Annotated in this window: 13 protein-coding genes, 1 tRNA gene and 1 pseudogene; 12 read left to right on the top strand and 3 right to left on the bottom strand. The window is 61.5% G+C overall.

What is annotated here, in order from left to right; genetic code table 11:
• Positions 1-18 precede the first annotated feature (18 nt).
• Positions 19-95: transfer RNA gene (locus tag ACQZ5M_RS18335), tRNA-Met, on the top strand.
• On the opposite strand, the gene ACQZ5M_RS18330 is transcribed toward ACQZ5M_RS18335, so the two are convergent.
• The 3 genes from ACQZ5M_RS18330 to ACQZ5M_RS18320 all read right to left on the bottom strand — a co-directional run bounded on the left by ACQZ5M_RS18330 (position 52) and on the right by ACQZ5M_RS18320 (position 3,834).
• Complete coding sequence (locus ACQZ5M_RS18330; RefSeq protein WP_449080471.1) at positions 52-1,899, bottom strand: recombinase family protein; 1,848 nt, start codon at positions 1,897-1,899, stop codon at positions 52-54. The two genes, ACQZ5M_RS18335 and ACQZ5M_RS18330, sit on opposite strands and share 44 nt — an antisense overlap.
• A gap of 157 nt (positions 1,900-2,056) precedes the next feature.
• Positions 2,057-2,854, bottom strand: coding sequence for a hypothetical protein (locus tag ACQZ5M_RS18325; RefSeq protein ID WP_449080465.1), 798 nt, complete (start codon positions 2,852-2,854; stop codon positions 2,057-2,059).
• A gap of 644 nt (positions 2,855-3,498) precedes the next feature.
• Positions 3,499-3,834 carry a hypothetical protein gene (locus ACQZ5M_RS18320; RefSeq protein WP_449080464.1) on the bottom strand — a complete coding sequence of 112 codons (336 nt, stop codon included), beginning with the start codon at positions 3,832-3,834 and terminating at the stop codon, positions 3,499-3,501.
• Between the two features lie 833 nt (positions 3,835-4,667).
• Here ACQZ5M_RS18320 and ACQZ5M_RS18315 point away from each other — a divergent pair.
• The 11 genes and pseudogenes from ACQZ5M_RS18315 to ACQZ5M_RS18265 all read left to right on the top strand — a co-directional run bounded on the left by ACQZ5M_RS18315 (position 4,668) and on the right by ACQZ5M_RS18265 (position 21,201).
• Positions 4,668-5,840 carry a hypothetical protein gene (locus ACQZ5M_RS18315; protein ID WP_449080463.1) on the top strand — a complete coding sequence of 391 codons (1,173 nt, stop codon included), beginning with the start codon at positions 4,668-4,670 and terminating at the stop codon, positions 5,838-5,840.
• A gap of 299 nt (positions 5,841-6,139) precedes the next feature.
• Entirely contained in the window at positions 6,140-7,210 is a 1,071-nt protein-coding gene (locus tag ACQZ5M_RS18310) for a hypothetical protein (protein WP_449080462.1), read from the top strand.
• Positions 7,211-7,326: 116 nt separating this feature from the next.
• A complete protein-coding gene (locus tag ACQZ5M_RS18305) occupies positions 7,327-7,863 on the top strand; it encodes a hypothetical protein (RefSeq protein WP_449080461.1) in 537 nt (178 codons plus the stop codon).
• A complete protein-coding gene (locus ACQZ5M_RS18300) occupies positions 7,856-9,826 on the top strand; it encodes an AAA family ATPase (protein ID WP_449080460.1) in 1,971 nt (656 codons plus the stop codon). Before ACQZ5M_RS18305 ends, ACQZ5M_RS18300 begins: the two co-directional genes overlap by 8 nt.
• Entirely contained in the window at positions 9,823-10,593 is a 771-nt protein-coding gene (locus ACQZ5M_RS18295) for an ATP-dependent Zn protease (RefSeq protein WP_449080459.1), read from the top strand. The genes ACQZ5M_RS18300 and ACQZ5M_RS18295 overlap by 4 nt, the downstream gene beginning before the upstream one ends.
• Before the next feature lie 42 nt (positions 10,594-10,635).
• Positions 10,636-11,574: a DUF429 domain-containing protein gene (locus ACQZ5M_RS18290; protein ID WP_449080458.1), complete on the top strand. Its 939-nt coding sequence runs from the start codon at positions 10,636-10,638 to the stop codon at positions 11,572-11,574.
• Between the two features lie 319 nt (positions 11,575-11,893).
• Positions 11,894-12,208, top strand: coding sequence for a hypothetical protein (locus ACQZ5M_RS18285; RefSeq protein ID WP_449080457.1), 315 nt, complete (start codon positions 11,894-11,896; stop codon positions 12,206-12,208).
• A 238-nt stretch (positions 12,209-12,446) separates the two neighbouring features.
• Positions 12,447-14,784, top strand: a pseudogene (locus ACQZ5M_RS18280) (hypothetical protein).
• A 173-nt stretch (positions 14,785-14,957) separates the two neighbouring features.
• The gene (locus ACQZ5M_RS18275) at positions 14,958-16,169 is read left to right on the top strand and encodes a DUF6361 family protein (protein ID WP_449080456.1); all 1,212 of its coding nucleotides are present in this window, start codon (positions 14,958-14,960) and stop codon (positions 16,167-16,169) included.
• A complete protein-coding gene (locus ACQZ5M_RS18270; RefSeq protein ID WP_449080455.1) occupies positions 16,166-18,019 on the top strand; it encodes a hypothetical protein in 1,854 nt (617 codons plus the stop codon). The genes ACQZ5M_RS18275 and ACQZ5M_RS18270 overlap by 4 nt, the downstream gene beginning before the upstream one ends.
• Positions 18,016-21,201, top strand: coding sequence for a helicase-related protein (locus ACQZ5M_RS18265; RefSeq protein ID WP_449080454.1), 3,186 nt, complete (start codon positions 18,016-18,018; stop codon positions 21,199-21,201). Before ACQZ5M_RS18270 ends, ACQZ5M_RS18265 begins: the two co-directional genes overlap by 4 nt.
• The last annotated feature ends 58 nt before the right edge of the window (positions 21,202-21,259 follow it).

Here is a 21,259-nt window from a genome sequence, read left to right as displayed (position 1 = left end):
GACATCGCTCAAAATCAACGCGGGGTGGAGCAGCCCGGTAGCTCGTCAGGCTCATAACCTGAAGGCCGCAGGTTCAAATCCTGCCCCCGCAACCACTGAGACTTGAATGTTTTGCCATTCAAGTCGTCTCTCAGAAAGCTCCTCCGCGTAAGCGTCGAGGAGCTTTTTGCGTTTCGGCTCCGTCTCAAGCTCGCCAGCGCGCAGCTTCTCCAGATAATCGTGCTGCTTCAGCGTCTCGAACTGCTTCTCCAGGATCGTTGCCGCTTCCATCGCCGCGAGGATACTGGCGATCCGGCCGTGGACTTCAAGCGATGCCGGCTGGTGGCCTGGGGTCTTGCCGATGACCACCTTCTGGATGAACTGGCGGACGATGTTGATGAAGGGCTGCTTGGTCTCGGTATCGGCGTGCTCGCGTATGTAATAGAAGGCCGAATTGATGACCCGCTCCACGGCCTCGGGACTGACCTCCGCCTTCAGCTTCCTGATCCTCCCCCCGAAATCCTCCTCCGCCGGCTCTTGCTTCAGCCGGGCCTCGAGGCCGGCCCGGCGCTCTTCAAGATTGTCGAGCATATCGTCGAGCGCAGCCAGACGTGGGCGGCCCTCGGCGGCACGGTCGCTGATCTGCCGAATAATCTGGCGCTGTTCCTGCTCGGCGGCCTTCAACGCCCCGGCAATCTGCTGGCGTTCGTCGGGTTCGTTGCGGATCGAGGCTGCGATAGTCCGGCGAACCTCCTCGGCGATATCGTCGAACACGCCCATCCCGAAAAAGGCAGCGGGGAGGCAGGACAGAACCCGATCCTCCAGATTCTTGCGCAGAATGGTCTTCTGGTTGGAGCAGCAGGCGCCGCCGAGGCCGTCGACCGGCAGCTTGCTCTTGTGGTTCGAGCAGCCGTAGCGCTCCTTGGCCATGATGGCGTAGGAGCCGCCGCACTCGGCGCATTCCAGCATGCCGCTCAGCAGGTAGCTCGGTCGATGCGTCCGGTTCAGCCGGTTGGTGGTCGTGCGGGAGAAGTTCTCGAGCGTCGTCAGTTGCCGTTCCTTTACGCGCGCCCAGAGTTCGTCGCTGACGATGCGCATGGCGGGAACTTCCGTCACGACCCAGTCGCTTTTGTCGTTGAGACGGGCGGTTCGTCGTTCAGTCTCCGGGTTCTTGCGGTAGTTCTGCTTGTTCCAGACGATCCGGCCGACATAGAGTTCGTTGTGAAGAATGCCGGTCTGGCGTTTGCCGTCGCCGCGGATCGTGTCGTCGCGCCAGTATTTGTGCTGCGGCGCGGGCACGCCGCGGGCATTGAGGCTCTGGGCAATTGCGGCCGGGCTGACCCCGTTTGCATATTGCTCGAAGATCCAGCGCACGATCTCTGCCTCGGCCGGTTCGATCTCGCGCAGGCCCCTGATCCGGTCGCCGTTGGCGTCGCGCTGCTGGCCGAGGCGGTAGCCGTAGCACAGGCGGGTCGTCGCCTTGCCCTTGCGCGCCGCCGTCTTCATGCCTTCGCGGGTGCGATAGCGGATCTGTTCGACCAGTTCATGGCTGAGCGTGGAGCGCATATGCAGCTCGATATGGCTGATCGGCTGGCCGGCCTGCACCGTCCAGATCGCCGTGTCGTGGTAGTTGAGTTCCTTCAGGATCTTCGAGCTGTGCTCGACGTCGCGCGACAGGCGATCGACGGTGACACAGAGCACGACATCGATCCGCTCGCGCTTCACATGGGCCAGGAGCTGCTGGATGCCGGGGCGTGATGTGAAGGAAGTTCCGCTGATCGCGGAATCGGCATAGGTCTCGACCAGCTTCCAGCCCCTGTCGGCGACAAACGTCTTGCCGAGCTCGACCTGGGTCTCGATCGACACTTCGTTCTGGCGGTCGGTTGAATAGCGCGCGTAAAACAGGACGGTCTTGGCCATGGAGTGATCTCCGTTCGAATGGGCGAAGTGGGGGACATGGTAGCCGGCAGCGGGGGACTTGAGAGCCCCCGCTGCGATACCGGGCCGTCATGGCCGCTGGTCCACTGGGGCTGGCGGCAATTATTGCCGCCAATGAAGAGCTGTTCGTGAGCGCTGGCTAGTAGCCCATCGCGGTGCGATAGGCGGCGGCCGCATCGGTGTTGCCGCGAATCCAGCCATGCTCCTGAAGCTTGAGCAGGCTGTCGGCGACGCCATCGCGCGCGCCGCACCACGTCCAGCCGGTATCCGCGGGGCGGATAATGAAGACTTCGGTGGAGGTCACCATGATCCGCGTTGCACCGGTCTCCGCCTTGACGGCTTCGCGAAACAGGCGGTCCCGTTCCTTGATCATGCGCTTCTCCTCTGCCGTATGATGGTCCGGCTTTTTGCGTGAGGGCACTTTCGAAGGGATGTGGGCCGCGCCGATGCGGTGGGTGACGACGAAGACGCCGTTCACCCGCTTGCGACGCTCCGGAGCCCTGTCGATGTCGACCATCACGCCATTATTGGCAGGGCCGCAAAACAGGCCGCCGCAAACGGCGACGCAGTGCGTGGTCAGGAAAACGATACAGGGGTGGCTCTTCTGAATGCCCGTGCGATGCTTCAGATAGGCCGCAAGGGTCGGATAGCCGGCAACGTCGTGCCACTCGCCGACATAGCCCAGGGCCCGCATCGTCTCCTCGATGTCGGTATCCGACATATAGTTGATGATCGGAGACCGCGAACGGTGCACCCAGCCTGCACCGAAGCGAACAAGCCGGACGGCGTCTCGTACGCGCGAAAGCGGCTCGCCGGTAATCGAGGCGATCGCGCTCGGGGCAGCATACGGGTAGGTCCTGGTGTCGTTATCGACGTCGTGGAGGTGGTGGGTCTTGATCGCACCGAGTGCGGACGGGAGGTAGATGATGTTGGGCACGTTCGGATCCTTCGTATCCAGGGTGGAGTTGAAGGAATGCGCTTACCACTCTGGATCCCTCAGGCGTCCGTTCGCCCTCGATCCCATCTCTTTGTGCCTGTAAAGCCACCACACGGATAAGGTGACACAGGCTGGGCAATGCTCTGCAGGACGGTCCGCACCGGCCAGAGCCTCTGTAAAAAATCGGTACGCCACTCGATCATCGGTGTCACGAGCGCGCCAGGAGTCCTCCCTTGCAAGATTGTCCCGGTTAGCAAAAAGCAAATCAAAAACCAGTTTCCGCCATGCAAGGGCTTCCGCTGGTGCGCATTCCGGCCGAGGCGTTCACCTCAGCCGCCGGCGACATTATCCATACCCTTTGCGAAATCAACGCGGCGGCCTGGAGGGAGCCAAGTTTATTTCAAAATCTGGCTGACCAGAGCTTAATCAGATCGATAGCATTTTAGCTAATCGGATGGATGCTGGTGAGCTGATCTTGGGCGATCTGTCCCCCCCAGCACTCTGTAAATCCGATTCAGCAATCAAACGGCGTTTAACCGAGTAATGGGGGGAGAAGTCGTAAACTGTGCAAACGCCGTCAGGCGTTCCATCGGCAGCGTGGGATAGCGAAGGCCGGAACCCGCAGGCAGGTAGAGCGGAACTGCTCAGTCGCCTTGATCGGCGCCATCAGGATAGAGCAGGTGGAGCTTGCGCCGGAACGGCCAGTCGCCATCCCGGTACTTCTCGACAAGCCCATCGAAGACGGTGTGGGATTCGTGCTCGTCGAAGCCCTGCTTGACCAGCATCCTGACCACCCGTTTTTTAAACTTTCCCAGCGTTTCCGTTGCTCCCTCGGCTGCCATGGCGGAGATCGCCATGAACAGTGCCGTCCGTGCAACGTCGTCGCGTCCGGGGCGTTTGGCCTTGCGATCCGCGTCGCGCAACTTCTGCTGCCGCTCGCGCTGCTTGCGGTTGCGGATCTCCTCGGACTTGGCTGGCATAAACTCTTCCCTATCAATCCCCGCCACCGATGCCAGACCACCGTCCGCCCGGCAACGCCGTTTGCAAGGAATCGGAAATCCCGGTTTATGAATCGTTTGTCCGCGGTTCTGAGCGAATGAGCGCAACTTGAGATGCATTGCGGGCACGTTGAGACACGTCGAGGTGACTTGGCGAGGGGCAAACGGCGTTCGTGAATCAAATGACCAGCGTTCGGAATCAAAAATCTCGAAGCCGGAATCAAATGACCGCAATTTGTTTTAACGTGCGGATACGTTGAGATGACGTGTGCGCAACCTGACTGGACTTGCCAGCCGTTTCCGGCTGCGGGTGCCCGCCGCGGGGCATGTCCGCCATCTTGGCTACCGGCCACGGTCCATCCGCGGAGACGGGTTCCGTCTATCCTCCGCGCGGGTGTGCCGCGGCGTGATCGGCTTCGCGGATGACGGAGAACGGACGTTGCACATGGGCGAGGTGGAGATAGCCATATTTACTTGGCGCTCCGTTTTTTGTCCCCGACACGTCTTCGGCAAAGCCGTTCAGGCAGGTGGTCGCGTGATCCCGCTTCGCGCTTTGATTTGAGATATAAGTAATATTGTTCATTTATAATTAATAAATCTCCGAAATAATAAATGAAATAAGTTTATATCGGTAAATGTTTAGATAACTGGAAACGATAATCGCTTAAGCGCAGTCAATTATAAAGAATTAATGCGGCTCTATATTGAGTTCTGTTTTTACTTGAATTTGCATGGCGGTAATATTGGCGCGATAATAGTGTAATTCGATGAGTAGTTCATCGGATATTATAGTATCTCGTCACCCGGAGACTTCCATGCATAGAAAGACCAACAAGACGACCGCGACCGCCGCCTTCTCCTATGAAGACAACGGCATCGGGCAGACGCTGCGCGATCAACTCGAAACCAGCGCTGCCCATATCTTCGACCTCGGCCGCCGTACGACCGAGCAGACTTTCGAGCTTGGCGATCATCTGGCCCAGGCCGCGGACCTCCTGGCCGACGGCCGGTTCGACACGTGGGTGAAGATGCGCTGCGGCCTCGCACCGCGCAGCGCCCGCAATTACACGGCGGTGTTCCGCAATCTCACGCCCTACCGTGACGAACTGGTCGATCTGTCGGTCGGGGCGACGGTGCTGTTCCATCTGAGTTCGGCAACGGACGACCAGGTTAAGGCGGCCATCTCCTTCGCGGAGGAGAACGGGCGTCTGCAGGTCGCCGATGTGAAGGCCATTCTGGCCGGCGGCGAGGAGGGCGGCGACAAGCCGGAGACGGGCGACCAATACCGCGTCGGCGGTGTTGGCGGACTGAAGGCACTGATCGCCACCAAGGTCCGCGAGGGTCTGAAGGCGTTCATCGCCCATGTCGTCGCGATCTGCCAGGCGATCGAGACTGCGTTGGCCAAGAGCCGGGTGATCAAGGAAGCGCTGGCGAAGGAAATCCAGGACATCGCCCGCGTCGCCCGTCAGGAGCTCGAAAGCCTGGCCCTGTTCATCGAGCCGGATCTCGATTGGGGCCGCAACACCAAGCCAACGAAGTTCCCGAAGAAGACCGGCTGGGCCGAGGTCAATGACACGCTCTACACATTGGGCGGGGTCGATGCCTGGCCGAAGTCGAAGGAGATGCGGGACTGGCTTGCGCTGCATGTGCTTCCGGTCCTCGGCTGGGCGGTGTCGAAGGAGCGGGCGCCGGATTGGCCGCTCGCGGCGCCGGCTGTTCCGGTTTCCGAGCCGATGGTTTTGGAAGAGGCGGACGGCGCCGGCGATCGTCAGGATGCAGAACCTGCAATGCCGGACGCGGTCTGGAATGATGCCGATGTCCCGGATGAGGCGATCGAGCGGTTCGGCGCGGCGCTGGAAGAGGCGACTGGTGGCTTCATGACGGTCAGCCGTGAGGCGCCTCGGGGACGCAAGCCGTTTGCCAAGGTGCCGTCGCTTGCGGAGGACGCTGTCGTCGAGATTGAACCGGCGCCGGCGCTCGTCCGGTAGGATGCAGCTTGCTCGAAGGCCTCGGCCTCCCGAACTCAAGAGGGCCGCGTTGCGGCCCTTTTCCTTTTGGCTTCGGATGCCGAGGCTCGTCGGAGCCGACTGTCGGCAATGGGCCGTGTGAGCCCGGCGTTAACCTTGTACCGGCTTTGTTTTGATTTTGCGCTCCGGGTCCTTGAGCCCGCCCGCCGGTCCTGCCAGGTTGGGGCCGTTCGGAAGACCGGACACGAAACGGCCCAAGCCAGTGTTTGCACCACTGACAAGGGCCTGACCCTCAGCCTTCTCGTAAAAGGAATCGGGCTATGACCACGCATACTCTCTCTGTCCCCGCCGGGGAAGTTCTCCGTTCGACCGCAGCAGCGGTACCCATGTTCTCGCAGCGCTCGTTCGGCCTTGCCGCCCGGAGCAACATCAGCGAACCGGCGGTGCTGCGCCGCCATCCCCACATCGTTCGCTTCGCCGAGGTCGAGGCCGATCTCGATCTGCTGATCGATCGCGCCATCGCGGCTATCGCCGACGGCGAACCGGTCGAGGACGAAATCCTCGGGCACTATGTTCACATCGCCTCGCTCGTCCGTGCCGTGTCCTTCCGCGAAGGCAAGCTGCTCGAGCAGGCGGTCGAGCGGCTGGCGAAAGCCAATTCCAACATCGTTGTCCTGACCCAGTCGCTGAAACTGCCGCTGGTCAAGGCGGCGCTCGAAGCCGTCTCCGGAAACGACTGGCAGAGTCTTGATGGTGTCAAGCTCGACTGCGAGGCATCTGCCAAAGGCAGCTATACGCCGGACCTGATTCTTGTGAACCGGGTGCGGCACACCGCCTACATCCTCGACCTGAAGCGTTCGCTTGCCTCATACGGCGACACCAGCCGCCTCGAGGAGTTGAAGCTGAAGATGATGGCCTCGGCGATGGTGCTGCCGGACTGGCTGTACAAGAACCACAAACGCCTGATGGTCGACACCGTCGAAGTGGCGATTGTCGATGGCGCCAGCCGCCCGAGCGATCATGCCACCGGCATCTGGGCCCTGTCCGAGATCGACGACCTCTTGGAAATCGATGGTGTCGCCGTCTGCATGGCGGAACTGCGTCTCCGCTTCGGCCGCCGCGTGCAGCAACTTCTTGAGGCGGAAGCCCGTAAGGCGCTCGGTGTTCTGGCGGCGGTTGCGTCGGGGGCGATGCGTGCATCAACCGTTTCCGGTAAGCCGCTGGTCGCGCTGAACGGCCCGTCTCGCGCTTACGAGGAAGAGCAGGCGATGGCCGCGCTGGACGATGACGATGGTCACTATGATCTCGGCTGCTTCGACGAGGATCAGGGCGACGAACCGGAACCGGTCCGTATCCGGATCGGCTTCGCCCGCCGTCCGCGCCGGCACTAATGAGCCGCTAGCCCGACGGCACTGACAGCGGCCGCGCCGATGTGCGTGGCCGGCTTCCCTCATCCTTTCCATTCCACGAACGCCGGATGCCGATGCGCTCCGGCGAGGAGACAGTCATGTCCATCGATAACTACAGCCCGTCTGTGGTCGGCTTCCGTTGCGAGCCAATCACGACCGATACCGTTGCGTTGCCCTGCGTTCGCAACAGGCTGATGTCCGGTACTGAACCCTCTGCCGTGAGCCGTCGCGGCGATCCTAGGGGCGATCCAGCCGTTCTCATCGGCCTGGCGCTCGCCTGCGTCCAGCAAGGTTCTCTGCTGGGTGGTCTTGTACCGGAACCGCTTATGCTGCGGCTGAATGCGCTTGCCGACGGCGGCAATGCGGCGTGCCGCCTGCTGCTCGATTGGCTGCGGAACCGCAATCAGGATTTTGTTCGGTCAGGCAACGCGCGGCTGACTCTGCCGACGACTGTCAGTGTTCCGGCTGACATCCATCGGCCACGCCGCTCACCGCGCGAACGTGTGTTGGCGACGATCCCGAAACCCGGTCCCATCGACGGGCTGCGGCGTGGTCGGACGCGGCCGCGCGATCCGGTACAGAGCGCCAAAACGGCAATTATTGCCGCGGAGACTGGAGGCCGGATTGATGGATAAGCTCGCTCATCTGTTCGTTCGCCGGCTTCGGCATCTTGCCCGTCGCGATGCGCGCCGGGCCGCACTGCGCAATGGTCTGCTCGAGGCCAGGACGGTCGATGTCGATGGTCACATGCTCTGCCGCTACAGCCCTGCCTTCGACACGACAAGGCTGACCGGCGACCCGGTACGGGATGATGCCTGGTTCCGGCGGAATTTTGGTGACTGGCTTATCCCACCGAAGGAGACCAGCAATCCGACGACCGGCTCTGGTGGCGATGGTGTCCAGACCGCCGGGATCATTCATCCGCCGTTCGCTTCGCAACTCATGGTCTTGCCTCGGGCGCGTCGCGGCGCAATCGCGCAAGACGCAGTGCTGAGTAACGGAGTTGATCGGCGCACCTATGCCGTCGGTCTTGTGGATCGGGCAACGGCGATGCCGCTGGTCAGTCATGTCGTGTCTGCCCTGGTACTGGCACGCGCAGCCGAGAATGGAAGCCTATCTCTTCGCGAGATCGTATATGCGCTGACCCGTGTGACGCCGGTCGTCACCCTCCATGCGCCACTTGCAGGCTTCGAGCGGGAGGTGCTGCGGCTCCTGGAGAAATCCCGGCTGGTGCCTAGTGGCCCATTCGCGATCCTTCAGTCGGATCACATGTACGACGACAATCACTTCGATGTCGTGGAAGGAGAGACACGCCGGCGTCTTATGACGTTCTCGGGCGCCGGCGTGCATCGCGTCACCGGCAATGCCTTGCGGCGACGAATGATCAGCGCGCTGTCGCGCGACTTTCCGATCCTCGCCATCGCGGAAAAGCGCTCGGACATTCCCTCGCTGCTGCGCATCTCCGCCGATCTGTCGCTGGAAACGGGAAAGCTTGATCGGAGGTTCGTCGCTGATCTGGTCGAGGTGCTCCATCCGGACGCGGCAATCGAGACGGTGGGCTTGCCGGCGGATTCCGATGCGCGATGGCTGTCGCTGGAGGATCTGGTTCTTGCCTTCCGTCCTGGGCGGCATCTTCGCGACGTGCTGCATGTTCTTGCAGTGCTCATTGAGCGCAATCGCGGTGACTTCGAGGAAGAGGAGGGCGGTGGTGGCGACAAGGCATCCGGATCGGCATCCTCCAGCACATCCACCGAGAAACCCCAAGGCTCGCACGAGAAACCGAAATCGACCGACACTGATAGCAACGGCCGCTGGAAGAAGGACAAGCCGTCCGGCGCTGAAGTGGTCCAGCCGGAGGCTTTGCCGACGGTGGGCGAGATCGGCCATAAGCCGCCATTGACCGTCGAAACGCTATCCGGATATGGCCGAGCGAAAGACTGGGCGCTCGATCTGAAGGCAGACCTGGATGATTACCGCGCCAGCATCCTGGCTTGGTCGGAGATGAGCACCAAGCTGCTGCTGTCCGGTCCGCCCGGAACCGGCAAGACGACCTTTGCCCGTGCGCTCTGCAACAGCCTGCAAATCCCGTTGGTCGTCACGTCCGTTTCTACCTGGCTGCAGGGCGGACATTTGAACGACGTCATCGACAGGATGAGCAAGACATTTGTCGAAGCGCGGGCCATGACGCCGGCGATCCTGTTCGTCGACGAGATCGACGGCATCGGCAAGCGGCAGCCGGCTGAGCGGGAACATGCCGACTACTGGAATACCGTCGTCAACAAGGCGCTGGAACTGCTTGATGGCGCTATCAAAAACGAAGGGCTGATCATCGTCGGCGCCACCAACCGACCTGATCATATCGACGAGGCCATCAAACGATCCGGACGATTGGAGACCCATATCGAAATCCCGAAGCCGGATGTGCCGACGCTGGCCGAAATCCTGGCTCATCATCTCGGCAACGATGTGATGGCGCTGGTTTCCAAGCCGGCAACGGACGTCCAGTCAGAAGACGATGCCGGGTTCTCGCTGATGAAGATGGTCGCCGATCATCTGGAGCGAGAGGCGGAAGAGGAACGAAAAGGAGCCAGCCGATGACCGAGCCGCAGAATGGCAACACGGCGGTAGCCGACGGCCACCATGCCCACTCCGTCAACGAAATTCTGAAGCGTCTCGCCACGCGGGCTATGGGGCTGACCGGCGCTGATATCGAGCGCATCGTCCGGGAGGCGCGACTGAAGGCACGCCGCGGCAAGCGGGCGATCCGCTATGAGGATATCGAAGACGGCATCCGCGGCAATCGTCCGCCGGTGCCTTATAATCTGCGCTGGCGCTTCGCGTTTCACGAGGCGGGTCACGCTGTCGTCCATCATGCGCTTGATCTCGGACCTGTCCGCGGCCTCAATATCGATACCGGGCAGGGCGGCTACAATCTCGTCGGCTTCCACGTCTGGGCCACCGATGCCCATGACTGGTACGAAAACATGCTCACCATGCTCATGGCCGGGCGGTCTGCCGAGCAACTGATGCTCAAGCGTGTCTCGAGCGGTTCTGCCGGCACCGACGATAGCGATCTGGCGCGGGCCACGCGGCTTGCCTTCGACATGGAGCGGACGCTCGGCTTCGGAACCGAGCATCCGTTGCTCTATCGACCCCATCGCGACCCGGGCACGGTTCTCGACCGTGACGCCGACCTGGCCTCTCGCGTTCACGCCAAGCTGGAAGGGGCACTCGACCGGGCGGCGGCAATCCTCAGGAGGCGCAGACCTACCTTCAATGCCCTCGCCAAGGCGCTGTTCGATGCCCTGGCCCTGGATGAGACGGCGGTGCTGCAAATTCTGACAGACGGTGATCTGCCGCCCTAAGCCTGATAGTCATGCGGCCGATGAGGAGAAGAGGAGTGCAGGATGAGCGTCACGGTTGTCGCCCATTGTGATTGGAGCATGGAGCAGAAAAAGCGCTGGATGGCTGTGGCCATCAAGCGTGGCGGACAATGGCATTTTCAGCCTCCGGAACTCGTCGGTGACGCGTCCAGCTTGTTCGACCGGCTGCTGCGTCGCGCCGTCGATCCTGGCGCGCTTCTCATCGGCTTCGACTTCCCGATCGGCCTGCCGGAGGCCTATGCACGAGCAGCCGGCATCGGTTCTTTCCGGGAGGCACTCACGTCATTCGGCTCCGGGATCTGGTCGGATTGGTACAACGTCGCTGATCATCGCAACCATATCTCGCTGCAGCGCCCGTTCTATCCCGTCCGCCCAGGTGGCACGGCACGTATCCATCTCTTCGATGCCCTTGGGATTTCTGGTGCGTCATCGCTCCTGCGTGTCTGCGAACGGGCGACCGCCGATCGGCAGGCTGCCTGCATTTTGTTCTGGACGCTTGGCGGCAATCAGGTCGGCAAAGGCGCAATCTCGGGATGGCGGGAAATCATCGTCCCGAGACTGGACGAGATTGGGCTGTGGCCGTTCGATGGAAGCTTGGCGGAGCTCTCCAACAGAAAGCCTGTCATCGTTGCAGAAACCTATCCTGGTGACGTGTACAGGCAGATCGGTATGCCCAGGAGTGGCTGGAGCAAGCGGCGTCAGGCAGACCGGACACGGATGGGACAGAGTATATTGGCTTGGCTTGCAGGGCGACCGAACCTCGATATCGGTCTGCTTCAGCCGTTCATCGACGATGGCTTCGGCTCGGACAAGTCAGGCGAGGATCGCTTCGATGCCGTGGTTGGACTGCTGGGGATGCTCGATGTAGTCGATAGGCGGCGCGGTGAAGGCATCGCTGCAATCGATGCCGTTCAGAAATGGGAAGGCTGGATCCTCGGACACCATCGCGATGAAGTGACGTGATTTGAGATGTGGTGTGGCACGTTGTCGGCAACTCAAAGCAAGTCTCCGGCAAACTGAAACAAATTGCGCTCATTTGATTCCGAATACCGGATTTTTGATTTGGAATTCGAATACGACGATTCATCAACGCCGTTCGAGACCGATTGTGTTGTCTCGGGTTGAGATAACGTGCCCGCAACTCGAAACAATTTGCGATCATTTGATTCATTGTTCGGCGCCGCCGATTCAAAGGTCGATATTTCCGATTCCGCCGAACACGGCTTGCGCCGGCACGCCGGTCCCCTGACCATTGAAGTGGTCGAGGATCGGGAGGAGCGGTATGAACCTAAAGGCAGCAAGGCAGCGACAGAAGGCGCTTCGCGACGCCAACAGAAGGGCGAAGCGGCCTGACCGAGATGATGTGGCTCGGGTGGCGCTCTTCTGGCTGATCCGGCGTGCGATTGAGAAGGGGCAGCAGATGGAACTGGAGAAGTTCCAGAACAAGATCGTCTCGATGCTGACGGATCAGGGTTTCGATGAGCGCGAATGCGACGTAGTGTTCGACGATCTGGTCGCCAAGTGCCGGATGGGCGGCTCGCCATTTCGCAGGAAAATCCACCTGATCTATCCCGACGGTCCCGTCCATGAGGTCTGAGCGCGTCCGTGTCCACTTGGTCTGTTGTTACCGGATCTGCTTGCTCGACGAGGCCGACCAACGCCTAACGGCGTTTGCTTCTTTTACGACTTCTCCCCCCATTACTCCCGAAAACGCCGTTTGATTCTGAATCGGATTTCTGAAGATGCAGACGGCTCCAATCCTTCGTTAATCCGCTTCGCTTAGCTCGGCCGGCCCCTCGCATAGAGGGGCCGAGCAACGAACATGATGAAGTGAAATGACCAAGCTAACTGCAATCAAAGCCTTCCAACGTAAGATCGACGCCTATTGCGAACTGCGTCTCTCGACCACCTTCTCCAGCGGCGAAGCCGAAGCCCTCAGGGCCTACATGCGGCGGCTTATCGAGCGGAGGTGTGGGCCGCCTAGGACGGGAGGCCGCACCGAATGGAATGTCGTTGCCTGCATGACCGGGATCGATGCTCGATCGCTTGCATTGCATCGCCGTTTGATCGACCCCGGTTTTGATGCCATCGTTCGTTGGAACAGAGACGGCGGGAAAACTGCTGGAGCGACGCAAGAGGGTTCTCGGAAGCCCGGAGGCTCGACGAGAACAAAAAACGCCAGCGCCGAGAAAACGAAACCGACAATCAAGTCGGCGCATCCGAAAATTGCGCGTTCCCAGGTTGCCCCCGCGGTGGATAAGGCTGGCGTGACAGTCGAGTTTCCGGAGCCTTTGTTTCGCGAGTGGGATGATCCCGCGGATTTCGCCGAGGCACTCCATCTCCACATGCGTCGCCACGGTGAGACCTACTGGGTTCTCTATCGATCGGTCGTGCGACCTGATGAGCCAATGGACAAGAATACGCTGCTGAGTTGGATCGAAGGCCGGCGCGTGCCGCGGAGCACTGATAGCTTCGACGTGCTTGGACGTATCGAGCGCCGTTACCGCCTCCCGGAAGGCTATTTCAAAGCGAAGCTGCCACATCAGGCGCGATCGGCGTCCGGGTTCAATCTCTCGGGCATCGAGCCTGCGGAGCGACGCAGGATCGCGTGGCATCTACCCGATGACTTCAATTCGCTTCCCTTCGCCAAGCGCGAGGAGATTTTGGATTGGGTCCGGCGTGTCATCATTAGTGGGTCGACAGACTACCGCAAGTTCCAGGCTGCCGCGGCGAAGCAGCGGTACGCCATCCGGTTTCCCGGCGTATCCTATGGTGGACGCGCGCCGCGTGATGGAAAGATCGCGGTACCGGCGAATTTTGAAGAAACCTGGATTGAGGATCCCGACCTCCTGTCCGGCGTTATCGATGCGCCGCCGACGCTTGCCATGGAGATGGCTGATCTAGTCCGCTTCAAGACATCCGCACTGACCTCGATTGGATTTCAGCGAAACGGTGTCTGGGGCGAGGAAACCACCTCCCAAAAGATTGAGCATCTCGGCCTGATGTTTGGCGCACTTGCGGCGTCAAAGGCGGGAGAGATCAGGGGATATGGGGTGCCGCTGCGCCAACTGACCTTCGGACTGCTTATCTTTCCGGGCGTCTGGGACTGGTATCTGCAATGGCGCGAAAACCGCCGGGGTTTCTATACGGCGTGGGAAGTCGACATGCTGCGGATCGCCTTGGCAATCACTAAGGAAAGCACCGGGTGGCTTCGGCAGCATCCGGAACTCCTGGCGCGTGTGCAGCCTATTGCCGGTCTCGTCTCGCAGAACGAGATCGATTATGCCCGGGAGGATTGGCACGGCGCCTGCGAGGATTTTCACAAACACGCATCCCACCGCGTGAAAGAGATCCAGCGCATCGCCCGGGTCCATCGTGATCCCTTCGAGCCGATCATGCCGGTGCTTGAAGCCGACAGCCCGGTCGGCGAATACCGGAAGATTACCGAAGAGATCATCAGGCTGATGCCTGACGAGGAGCGCTATCCGCGTCCGGCTGCCGAGGCGGTTCGCTCGTTCCTCATGCTGCGGCTAGGGCTGCATCTCGGGCTTCGCCAGAAAAATCTGCGGCAGTTGATGCTATGCCCACGGGGACAGATGCCGCGTCCAGAACGGGTGCTCGAAAAGCTCAAGCGCGGAGAAATCCGCTGGAGTGACCGAGACGGTGGCTGGGAGGTGTTGATCCCGGCGGTGGCTTTCAAGAACGCCCATTCGTCGTTCTTCGGAGACAAACCATTCAGGCTGGTGCTCCCCGATCTGCTCGATCTGTACCGCCGCATTGATGATTACGTCGAGCGCCACCGCTCGGTCCTTCTTTAAAGGTGCTGCCGATCCCGGAACGTTTTTCGTGAAGACGGTCAAGACGACGAGTACCGACGCAGCCTACGACATCACGAGCTTCTATGAGGCATGGCGGCTCACTATCCAGCGCTACGGCATCTACAATCCATACACAGGTCGTGGGGCGATCAAAGGCCTGCTGCCCCATGGTCCTCACAACGTTCGTGATGTTCTCGCAACCCATATCCTGAAGCAGACCGGCTCATACGAACAGGCAAGCTACGCCGTCCAGGATACAGCGGACATGGTGGCCAAGCACTATGGCCGTTTCCTTCCGCAGGACAAGGCGGCGCTGGCGGCCCGTATTCTCAATCAAGTCTGGGAAGCGGCGTAAGCTATAAATAGACGCCGGAAATTATTTCCGGCGTCCACTCCATTACGGGTTGTCAACCGGTCTTGGTTAAATCAATAATTGATTAACTGCTTTGAAACGTTTGGGGTAATCAGTGGAATCAGTCGAGATTTTGGAAACCGCCCTAGTTTACCGATCGGTATGAGGGCTGGTGCTTGCTTCCTGCCGTTAAGAAGGCATCTGTTGAGCCCGCGCTGGGCTGGACCTATCTCTCGCGCGAGGCGCTCGCCCGCGCGAAGGCGCAAATGGACGAAGAATCCATGGGCGTGCGCGATGAGATCGGATTTCTGACTATCCATCAGCGTTATGCCGATCGCTTCTTTCCGGGAACGTCGGTGTTGCACACGCGCGCCCGCTACGTCCTGTTCGTGCCCTGGCTGTTCGAGGATCTGGCAGGCCTGACGGGACCGGCGGCCGTGCGCGCTCTGCGCGAACGTGAAAGAGAGCTTGCAGGCCGGCTCAAGGACGCGGGCGAATCCCAAGTGATCGGAGGGCGCGTGTTTCCCAAGCCGTCGAGCCAGCCACCGTCGATTGTTTATTGGAATGCGCTCGCGGTCTGGGGAATATTGCGTCCGCGCATCAACGGGCGAACCATTTCGCGAGCGCAGGCGCATCGGCTTTTGAAGAACGCAGGCGCGGCGACCGACGACGATGGTCATCCGCTTGTCAATATCGACCCGCCGTTCGTGCCACTCCTCGATCGACCGGATAATTGGCGTGGCGGCCACATCACACTTCGGATGGCGACCGCAGAGGCGGTTTTTCTGCGCGAGCATCTCGCACAGTTGCGTCGCAATGGTAGTCATGAGCTGTCCCTGCTTGCGAGACTAGCGCGTACCGAGGCTGCGGCGCCATCCGGGATGTGGGGAGCCGAGGTTCGCGCGGTCGCCGGTCCCGATCATACCGCGCTTGCCAGGGCGCGACAGGCCGCAAGTCTCGCGGGTATCGGCCGGGCCATCTATGACGCACTTTTGGAACGTGTCGTCGAGACCGACGACAAGCGGGAGATATCGACTCGACATCGTGATCATCTCGTCGCGCTCATCGAAGAGCACGGTTCCGTCGCGGCCAAGCTTGATGTCGATGCGATCGAAACGGACATTGGCACGCTGCCGTCGAAGTTGCGCGCTGTTTTGACGGGCACGAAGGATTGGATAGCATCCAAGTCGGACAATCCCGCCCCGCTCTTTAACGTCTATGCTGCGGCTGAAGCCCGCAAGGGACCGCGCGCACGGCTTGCTTTGACTGCCAATGGACGTGCGCGGCGCCTCGAATGGTCGAGTGACGAACATGGTCTTGCTGGACCGCTTCACTATCGATGGGGGCAAGTCAGTACGCTCCTCGCAGATCTGGCGGACGCCGAATGAGCGAGGTGGTCGAAAGCTGGCCGGCGCTCTCGTTCCTCGAGGGGTTGCGTCCTGGCCCCGATGAGAGCGTCGAGCTTGCCTTGCTGGCGTCCTATTCGGCGGATCTGGGATCGATCGGCGCAACCTTGCTCGCGCTGGCGGGCAAGGACACCGATGCTGGCCGAGGCACTCCGTCCGATTTCGCCGATGCGGTCGAGAGGTTGCGCGGGAAAGTGCGCATTGTGATCCAGCGCGGCCGTCTCGCAAGAATGCGGCGTACCCCGCGCATCGCGGCCGTGCTGGATCAGTTCGTTCGCGAAGTCGATTTCGATGAGGCGACGCATAGCTGGCACCCCAAGGCCGCTCTGGTGCGAACGTGCGGCGCGGACGGCGAGATTGGCTGGCGGCTTTGGGTCGGGAGCCGGAACCTGACCGAATGCGTAAATCGCGACATTGGGCTGCTGCTTGTTTCTGGTGGCAAAGGTGGTGCTCGGATCCCTGGTGCGGAAGATCTGGCGCGTGGACTGGCCGAGAAGGCCGAGCTGAAAGGCGCGCGTACCGCTTCCCTTGCGGCGACGATTGCGAAGGTGGCCTGGCGTGCGCCAGCGGGCGTGCGCGTCGAGCGGATTCGCTGGTCGGCCGGGACGGGAGACCAGGCCGTTCCTGTCCCGCCACCGGGGACTGACGAGGTTGTAGTGGTGAGCCCCTTTGTCGACAAGAACTTTCTCGCCAGACAGACACTGAAGGGAACGAACTCATCACGAAGCGTACTGCTGACGACAATGCGGGAGATCGAACGGGTTGGCCCGTCACTGGCGGCTTTCGACGATCTGCTCGCACTCGATGCGCCCGACTATCCCATTGGTGATCCCGAACCTGCATCACAGCCTGCGGCGCTGGCGGTCGATGCTGGCGCGGCCGACGATGAGGAGGAGGAAGTCGGGCGTGGCCTTCATGCTAAGCTGTTGTTCATGCGGTCCGGGCGCAAGCGGACGCTGTGGCTGGGCAGCGCGAACGCAACGCTGCGGGCCTGGACCGGGCGCAACGCCGAGGTTACCGCCGAGCTGGCGGTTTCCGAGCCGGTCGAGAAAGGTTTGAGGGCGCTTCTCGGTTCGGCCCGTCCTGTCGCCGCCCCCGGCATGGAGTATTCGCCCGACGCGGCGGCCCTGGAGGAGGAGGCGCTTGAACTGGCGCGCGCCCAAGTGGCGGCGCGATGGGCGGCAGAACTCAGCATCGACGATGAACGGATGCGCCTCACCCATCACTCCGATCTCCATCCCGGCGGGCCGCATCCTGACGAAGCCGACATCTTGCTTGAAGTGGGGGCGCTTCATGGCGAGCTTTTGGTCTGGCCGGCACAGCAAACCGACATGCTTCTGGGGCCTGTCGCGGCCGCGGAGCGAAGCGAGTTCGTGCGCTTGCGAGTGAGCCGTGGAGACAAGGGGCTTTCGTGGCTTCAACGTGCGCCTGCCGAGCCGCCATTCGGAGAGGATCGCGACCGCGCTGCATTCGTGCGCTTTCTTGGCGCCAGAGGGTTCCTCCTTTGGGTGGCCGGGTTGCTCGCCGATGACGATCGGAAGGGCGAGGGCGACTGGACGAGTGACGAGGCGCAGGAACGGGCTGGCTTGGCAGCGAACCCGGCGGCCGACGATTCGCTGCCGACCTTGGAAGAGATGTTGGCGGCATGGGCGCGCGACCCGGAGAGGTTCCGTGAAATTGAGCGACGGGTCTCTCAATATCTGCCAGCCGTCCTTGAGCAGGCTGGACAGGAAGACCCGCAAACCGTGGAGATGCTGAGGCGCTTCGATGCGTTGTGGGGCAAGCTTCGAAGCGGGCTCGGCGCGTCTGCAATCAAAGGCGGACGCCAATGAGCGCGCCCAAGCCTTTTCAGGAAGCCGCCGTGAATGCGGCGCTTGCGGCCTTCACGGACCAGACGGGCCGCCGCCGTTTTCTTGTGGCTGATGAAGTCGGTCTCGGAAAGACGGTCGTGGCGAAGGAATTGGCTCGCCGCATGTCCGGGGACGGCTCCCAGCCTTTGGTGATCTATTACATCGCCAACGGCCATGCGGTTTCGCATCAGAACAAGGGGCGCGTTGTCGGTTTCCTGGGCGATTCACAACGCAAGGCCGCAACCGCGACACCGGACCGACTCTCGCTGATCGCGATCACCAAGCGACCGGACAATCCCGTTCTAATCTATGCGCTGACACCAGCGACCTCCTTTCCAGGAGCGCGTGCGCGCCTCACGGGAGGACGCAAGGAAGAGCGAGCATTCCTCAAGGTGCTGCTCGAACAGACCTATCCCGCATTCGCCCGCAATCTTGATCCGGCCATATTGCGGCTGAGCGCGCGAGGTTCGTGGGACTGGGCCGTCAAGGACGCGGAAGCCAAATTCGCGGTTTCGCCGTCGCACCTCCGCCAGCGGTTTCGCGAGGCCCTGGCGGCAGAATTCGGTGAGCCGGTGCGCGCGATGCTCGATTTGGCGGTTGATGGTGATGCGAACCGAAAGATCCATCCCCTCAAACCGACCACCTTCGTTGGTCGCCTCCGGCGCGCCCTTGCGCTGGCGACGTTGCGCCATCAGCCGCCCGATCTGGTCGTTCTCGACGAGTTTCAGCGCTACCGGCAGATTCTTGATGAAAAGGCCACCGATCCGCTTCTTCAGGCGCTTCTGGAGCCTGAAGACTCCGTTGCTCCGCCGGCGATCCTCCTGCTCAGCGCGACGCCTTATCGGCTTCTGAGCACACGCTGGGAGGAGGCGCGCGGCACGCTTGCCCATGCGGAACTCCTAGAACTGATCGAGTTCCTTGCCGGCCCAGTCGTTCGTGAACGGGCGAAGACGCTCTTTTCCGATTTCGGTGACAAGCTGCGAGACATCGCGGCGCATTCCGATGCGAGCCATCCTGAGTTGGAGCGTGACGTGGCGGACGCTGCCAGGATCAGGGATGAGCTTCGCACATTATTGATCCCGGTAATGTCGCGGACAGAGCGGGACAGTGTGGCGCTGGCCGATCCGCTCGCGGCAACGCAATTTCTTGATGCGGACCCGTCGCCCGAGGATTTTCAGGTCTATCGGCATCTTGTGGAGAGTTTCTCCGTGCAGATGCGTTATGAGGCGCTGCCATATTGGTCCTCAGTTCCACTGCCCGCACAGGCCCTTGGTCCTCGCTATGCGGCCTGGAAGCGCGCTAAGATCAAGGCAGCGCCGAAGCTCACGCGAATGACGCGCGATCGTCGCAATAAACTCGATGCGCCAGCCGCATGGCCCGACGCGAAGCTTCGGGCGCTCAGCAGCGTCGCTCCGCCGAAGCTGCTGTCGCTTCCCTGGGTGGCGCCATCGTTCCCTTGGTGGCCGCTCGACGGTGGTTGGAAAAGCACTACGGCTGACCCCAAACTCCTGATGTTCAGTCGTTTTCGGGCAACTCCGCCCAGCGTGGCGGCACTCCTGAGCTTTGGTGTAGAGGCGCACTGCCTTCCCAAGAAGCATGGCGGCTATGAGAAGGCGTACCGACGGCGGCGCTTCAAGTTGGCGGCCGCCCCCGGCCCTGTGATGGCGGCGTTCCATCCGTCACCATGGCTGATCCGCAATACGGACCCGCTCGTGAAGGCTGGGATGACGATCGGCGCCGTTCGCAAGGAGGTTCGGCGGCAGATTCTCGCCGCTTTGCCCAAAGGCATCATTGAGCGGGATACCGTGAAGGCCAGGCGACGGCACAGGTCAATTGCAAGGACGATGGCGGCGATCGAACGGATGGCAGGTGTTGCCGACCTGTCCGCCGCGGGCTGGAGCAGCGCGATCGGTGACGACCGTGCCGCGCAGTCCGCTGTCCGGAAGTGGCGTCAGGCGCAGCCGATCGACCGGCTGTCCCCAATCGAGCTTTCGGACCTCGTGGATTATGCGATTGGGGCGCCGGGCGTCGCGCTCGGCCGAGCGTTGCTGCGGCATGACCCGACGATCCTTGACCCGGCACGCTATCCGGAACTGGTCCAACTCAGTTGGCAGGGACTGCGCGCCTATCTCGACAATCCGGTGATCCTGTCATCGTTGTCGGGGAAGAGCGCGGTCGAGCAAGTCATGGGCGCGGTCGTGGATGGTGGCTTCGAGAGTGTTCTTGACGAGCATTGTTGGCTACGTGCTCAAAACCTCCATGAAGGCGTCGCGGGTCTCGCCAAGGATTTGCAATCGTCGCTCGGGCTACGCGCGGGCAGCTTCAGCTTTCACGGAATTGGCGGGGCGCCGCACAAGATCCCTGTTCGTTGCCATGTCGCCGTGCCGTTTGGCGATGCCGAGACCGAGCCTGTCGTCAAGGTGGAGGGCGGCGTGGCACAAACCGCTCCAGCCCGACCTGATGAAGTTCGCAGGAGTTTCAACACGCCTTTCTGGCCGCATGTCCTGGCGACGACATCCGTTGGGCAGGAGGGCCTGGATTTTCACCCGTGGTGTTCGCATGTGGTTCATTGGGATCTCTCGTCCAATCCGCTCGATCTCGAGCAACGTGAAGGGCGCATCCAGCGCTATGCTGGTTTGGCTGTCCGACGCCGGCTTGCCGCAACATTGCGAGACGAAGTGCTGAGGGATTCTACGATGGCGGAAGGCTCACCTTGGCGATGCGTGCAGAGACATGCGGAGCGTTCCGTCGATGCGAGCGGCCTTCGTCCATGGTGGGTGCTCGATGGCGCCGAAATCAGCCGCCATGTTTTCGAGCGTCCCTTTGGAAGGGATGTCGCGCGCTTTGCCCAACTTCGAGAGCAGCGCATGATTTATCGTCTGGCTCTTGGACAGCCCAATCAGGAAGATTTCATTGATGTGTTGTCGCGGGGCGGCGAGGCAACGCGCAGGCTGCTGCAACCGCTCGTTCTCGATCTTTCCGCAATGGGCCTGCGCCAGACCCCGATGACTGCCCGTGCAGCACCGACCGATGGCGACGGGCGACCGATGGCGATTGCCCCTTCGATAATGAATGGCGGGGATATGTTGGCGGCGACGACTGAGGGGATGCCGATTGATCCCAGACCAGCCGACCCGATCCCTCCCGGCGCTGATCCGGGCTGATCGGCGAGGGGCGACGATCGCCCTTCATTTCGAACGGAGCACCGGGGGTGAAGGCTTG

It is taken from the genome of Rhizobium sp. 22-785-1, from assembly GCF_053521965.1.
This window is presented reverse-complemented; position numbering and strand designations above follow the sequence as displayed.

Coding starts and splice junctions, on each gene's coding strand:
- ACQZ5M_RS18285 (WP_449080457.1), top strand. CDS start 11,894: ATGAACCTAAAGGCAGCAAGGCAGCGACAGAAGGCGCTTCGCGACGCC.
- ACQZ5M_RS18290 (WP_449080458.1), top strand. CDS start 10,636: ATGAGCGTCACGGTTGTCGCCCATTGTGATTGGAGCATGGAGCAGAAA.
- ACQZ5M_RS18310 (WP_449080462.1), top strand. CDS start 6,140: ATGACCACGCATACTCTCTCTGTCCCCGCCGGGGAAGTTCTCCGTTCG.
- ACQZ5M_RS18315 (WP_449080463.1), top strand. CDS start 4,668: ATGCATAGAAAGACCAACAAGACGACCGCGACCGCCGCCTTCTCCTAT.
- ACQZ5M_RS18330 (WP_449080471.1), bottom strand. CDS start 1,899: ATGGCCAAGACCGTCCTGTTTTACGCGCGCTATTCAACCGACCGCCAG.
- ACQZ5M_RS18300 (WP_449080460.1), top strand. CDS start 7,856: ATGGATAAGCTCGCTCATCTGTTCGTTCGCCGGCTTCGGCATCTTGCC.
- ACQZ5M_RS18295 (WP_449080459.1), top strand. CDS start 9,823: ATGACCGAGCCGCAGAATGGCAACACGGCGGTAGCCGACGGCCACCAT.
- ACQZ5M_RS18270 (WP_449080455.1), top strand. CDS start 16,166: ATGAGCGAGGTGGTCGAAAGCTGGCCGGCGCTCTCGTTCCTCGAGGGG.
- ACQZ5M_RS18265 (WP_449080454.1), top strand. CDS start 18,016: ATGAGCGCGCCCAAGCCTTTTCAGGAAGCCGCCGTGAATGCGGCGCTT.
- ACQZ5M_RS18305 (WP_449080461.1), top strand. CDS start 7,327: ATGTCCATCGATAACTACAGCCCGTCTGTGGTCGGCTTCCGTTGCGAG.
- ACQZ5M_RS18320 (WP_449080464.1), bottom strand. CDS start 3,834: ATGCCAGCCAAGTCCGAGGAGATCCGCAACCGCAAGCAGCGCGAGCGG.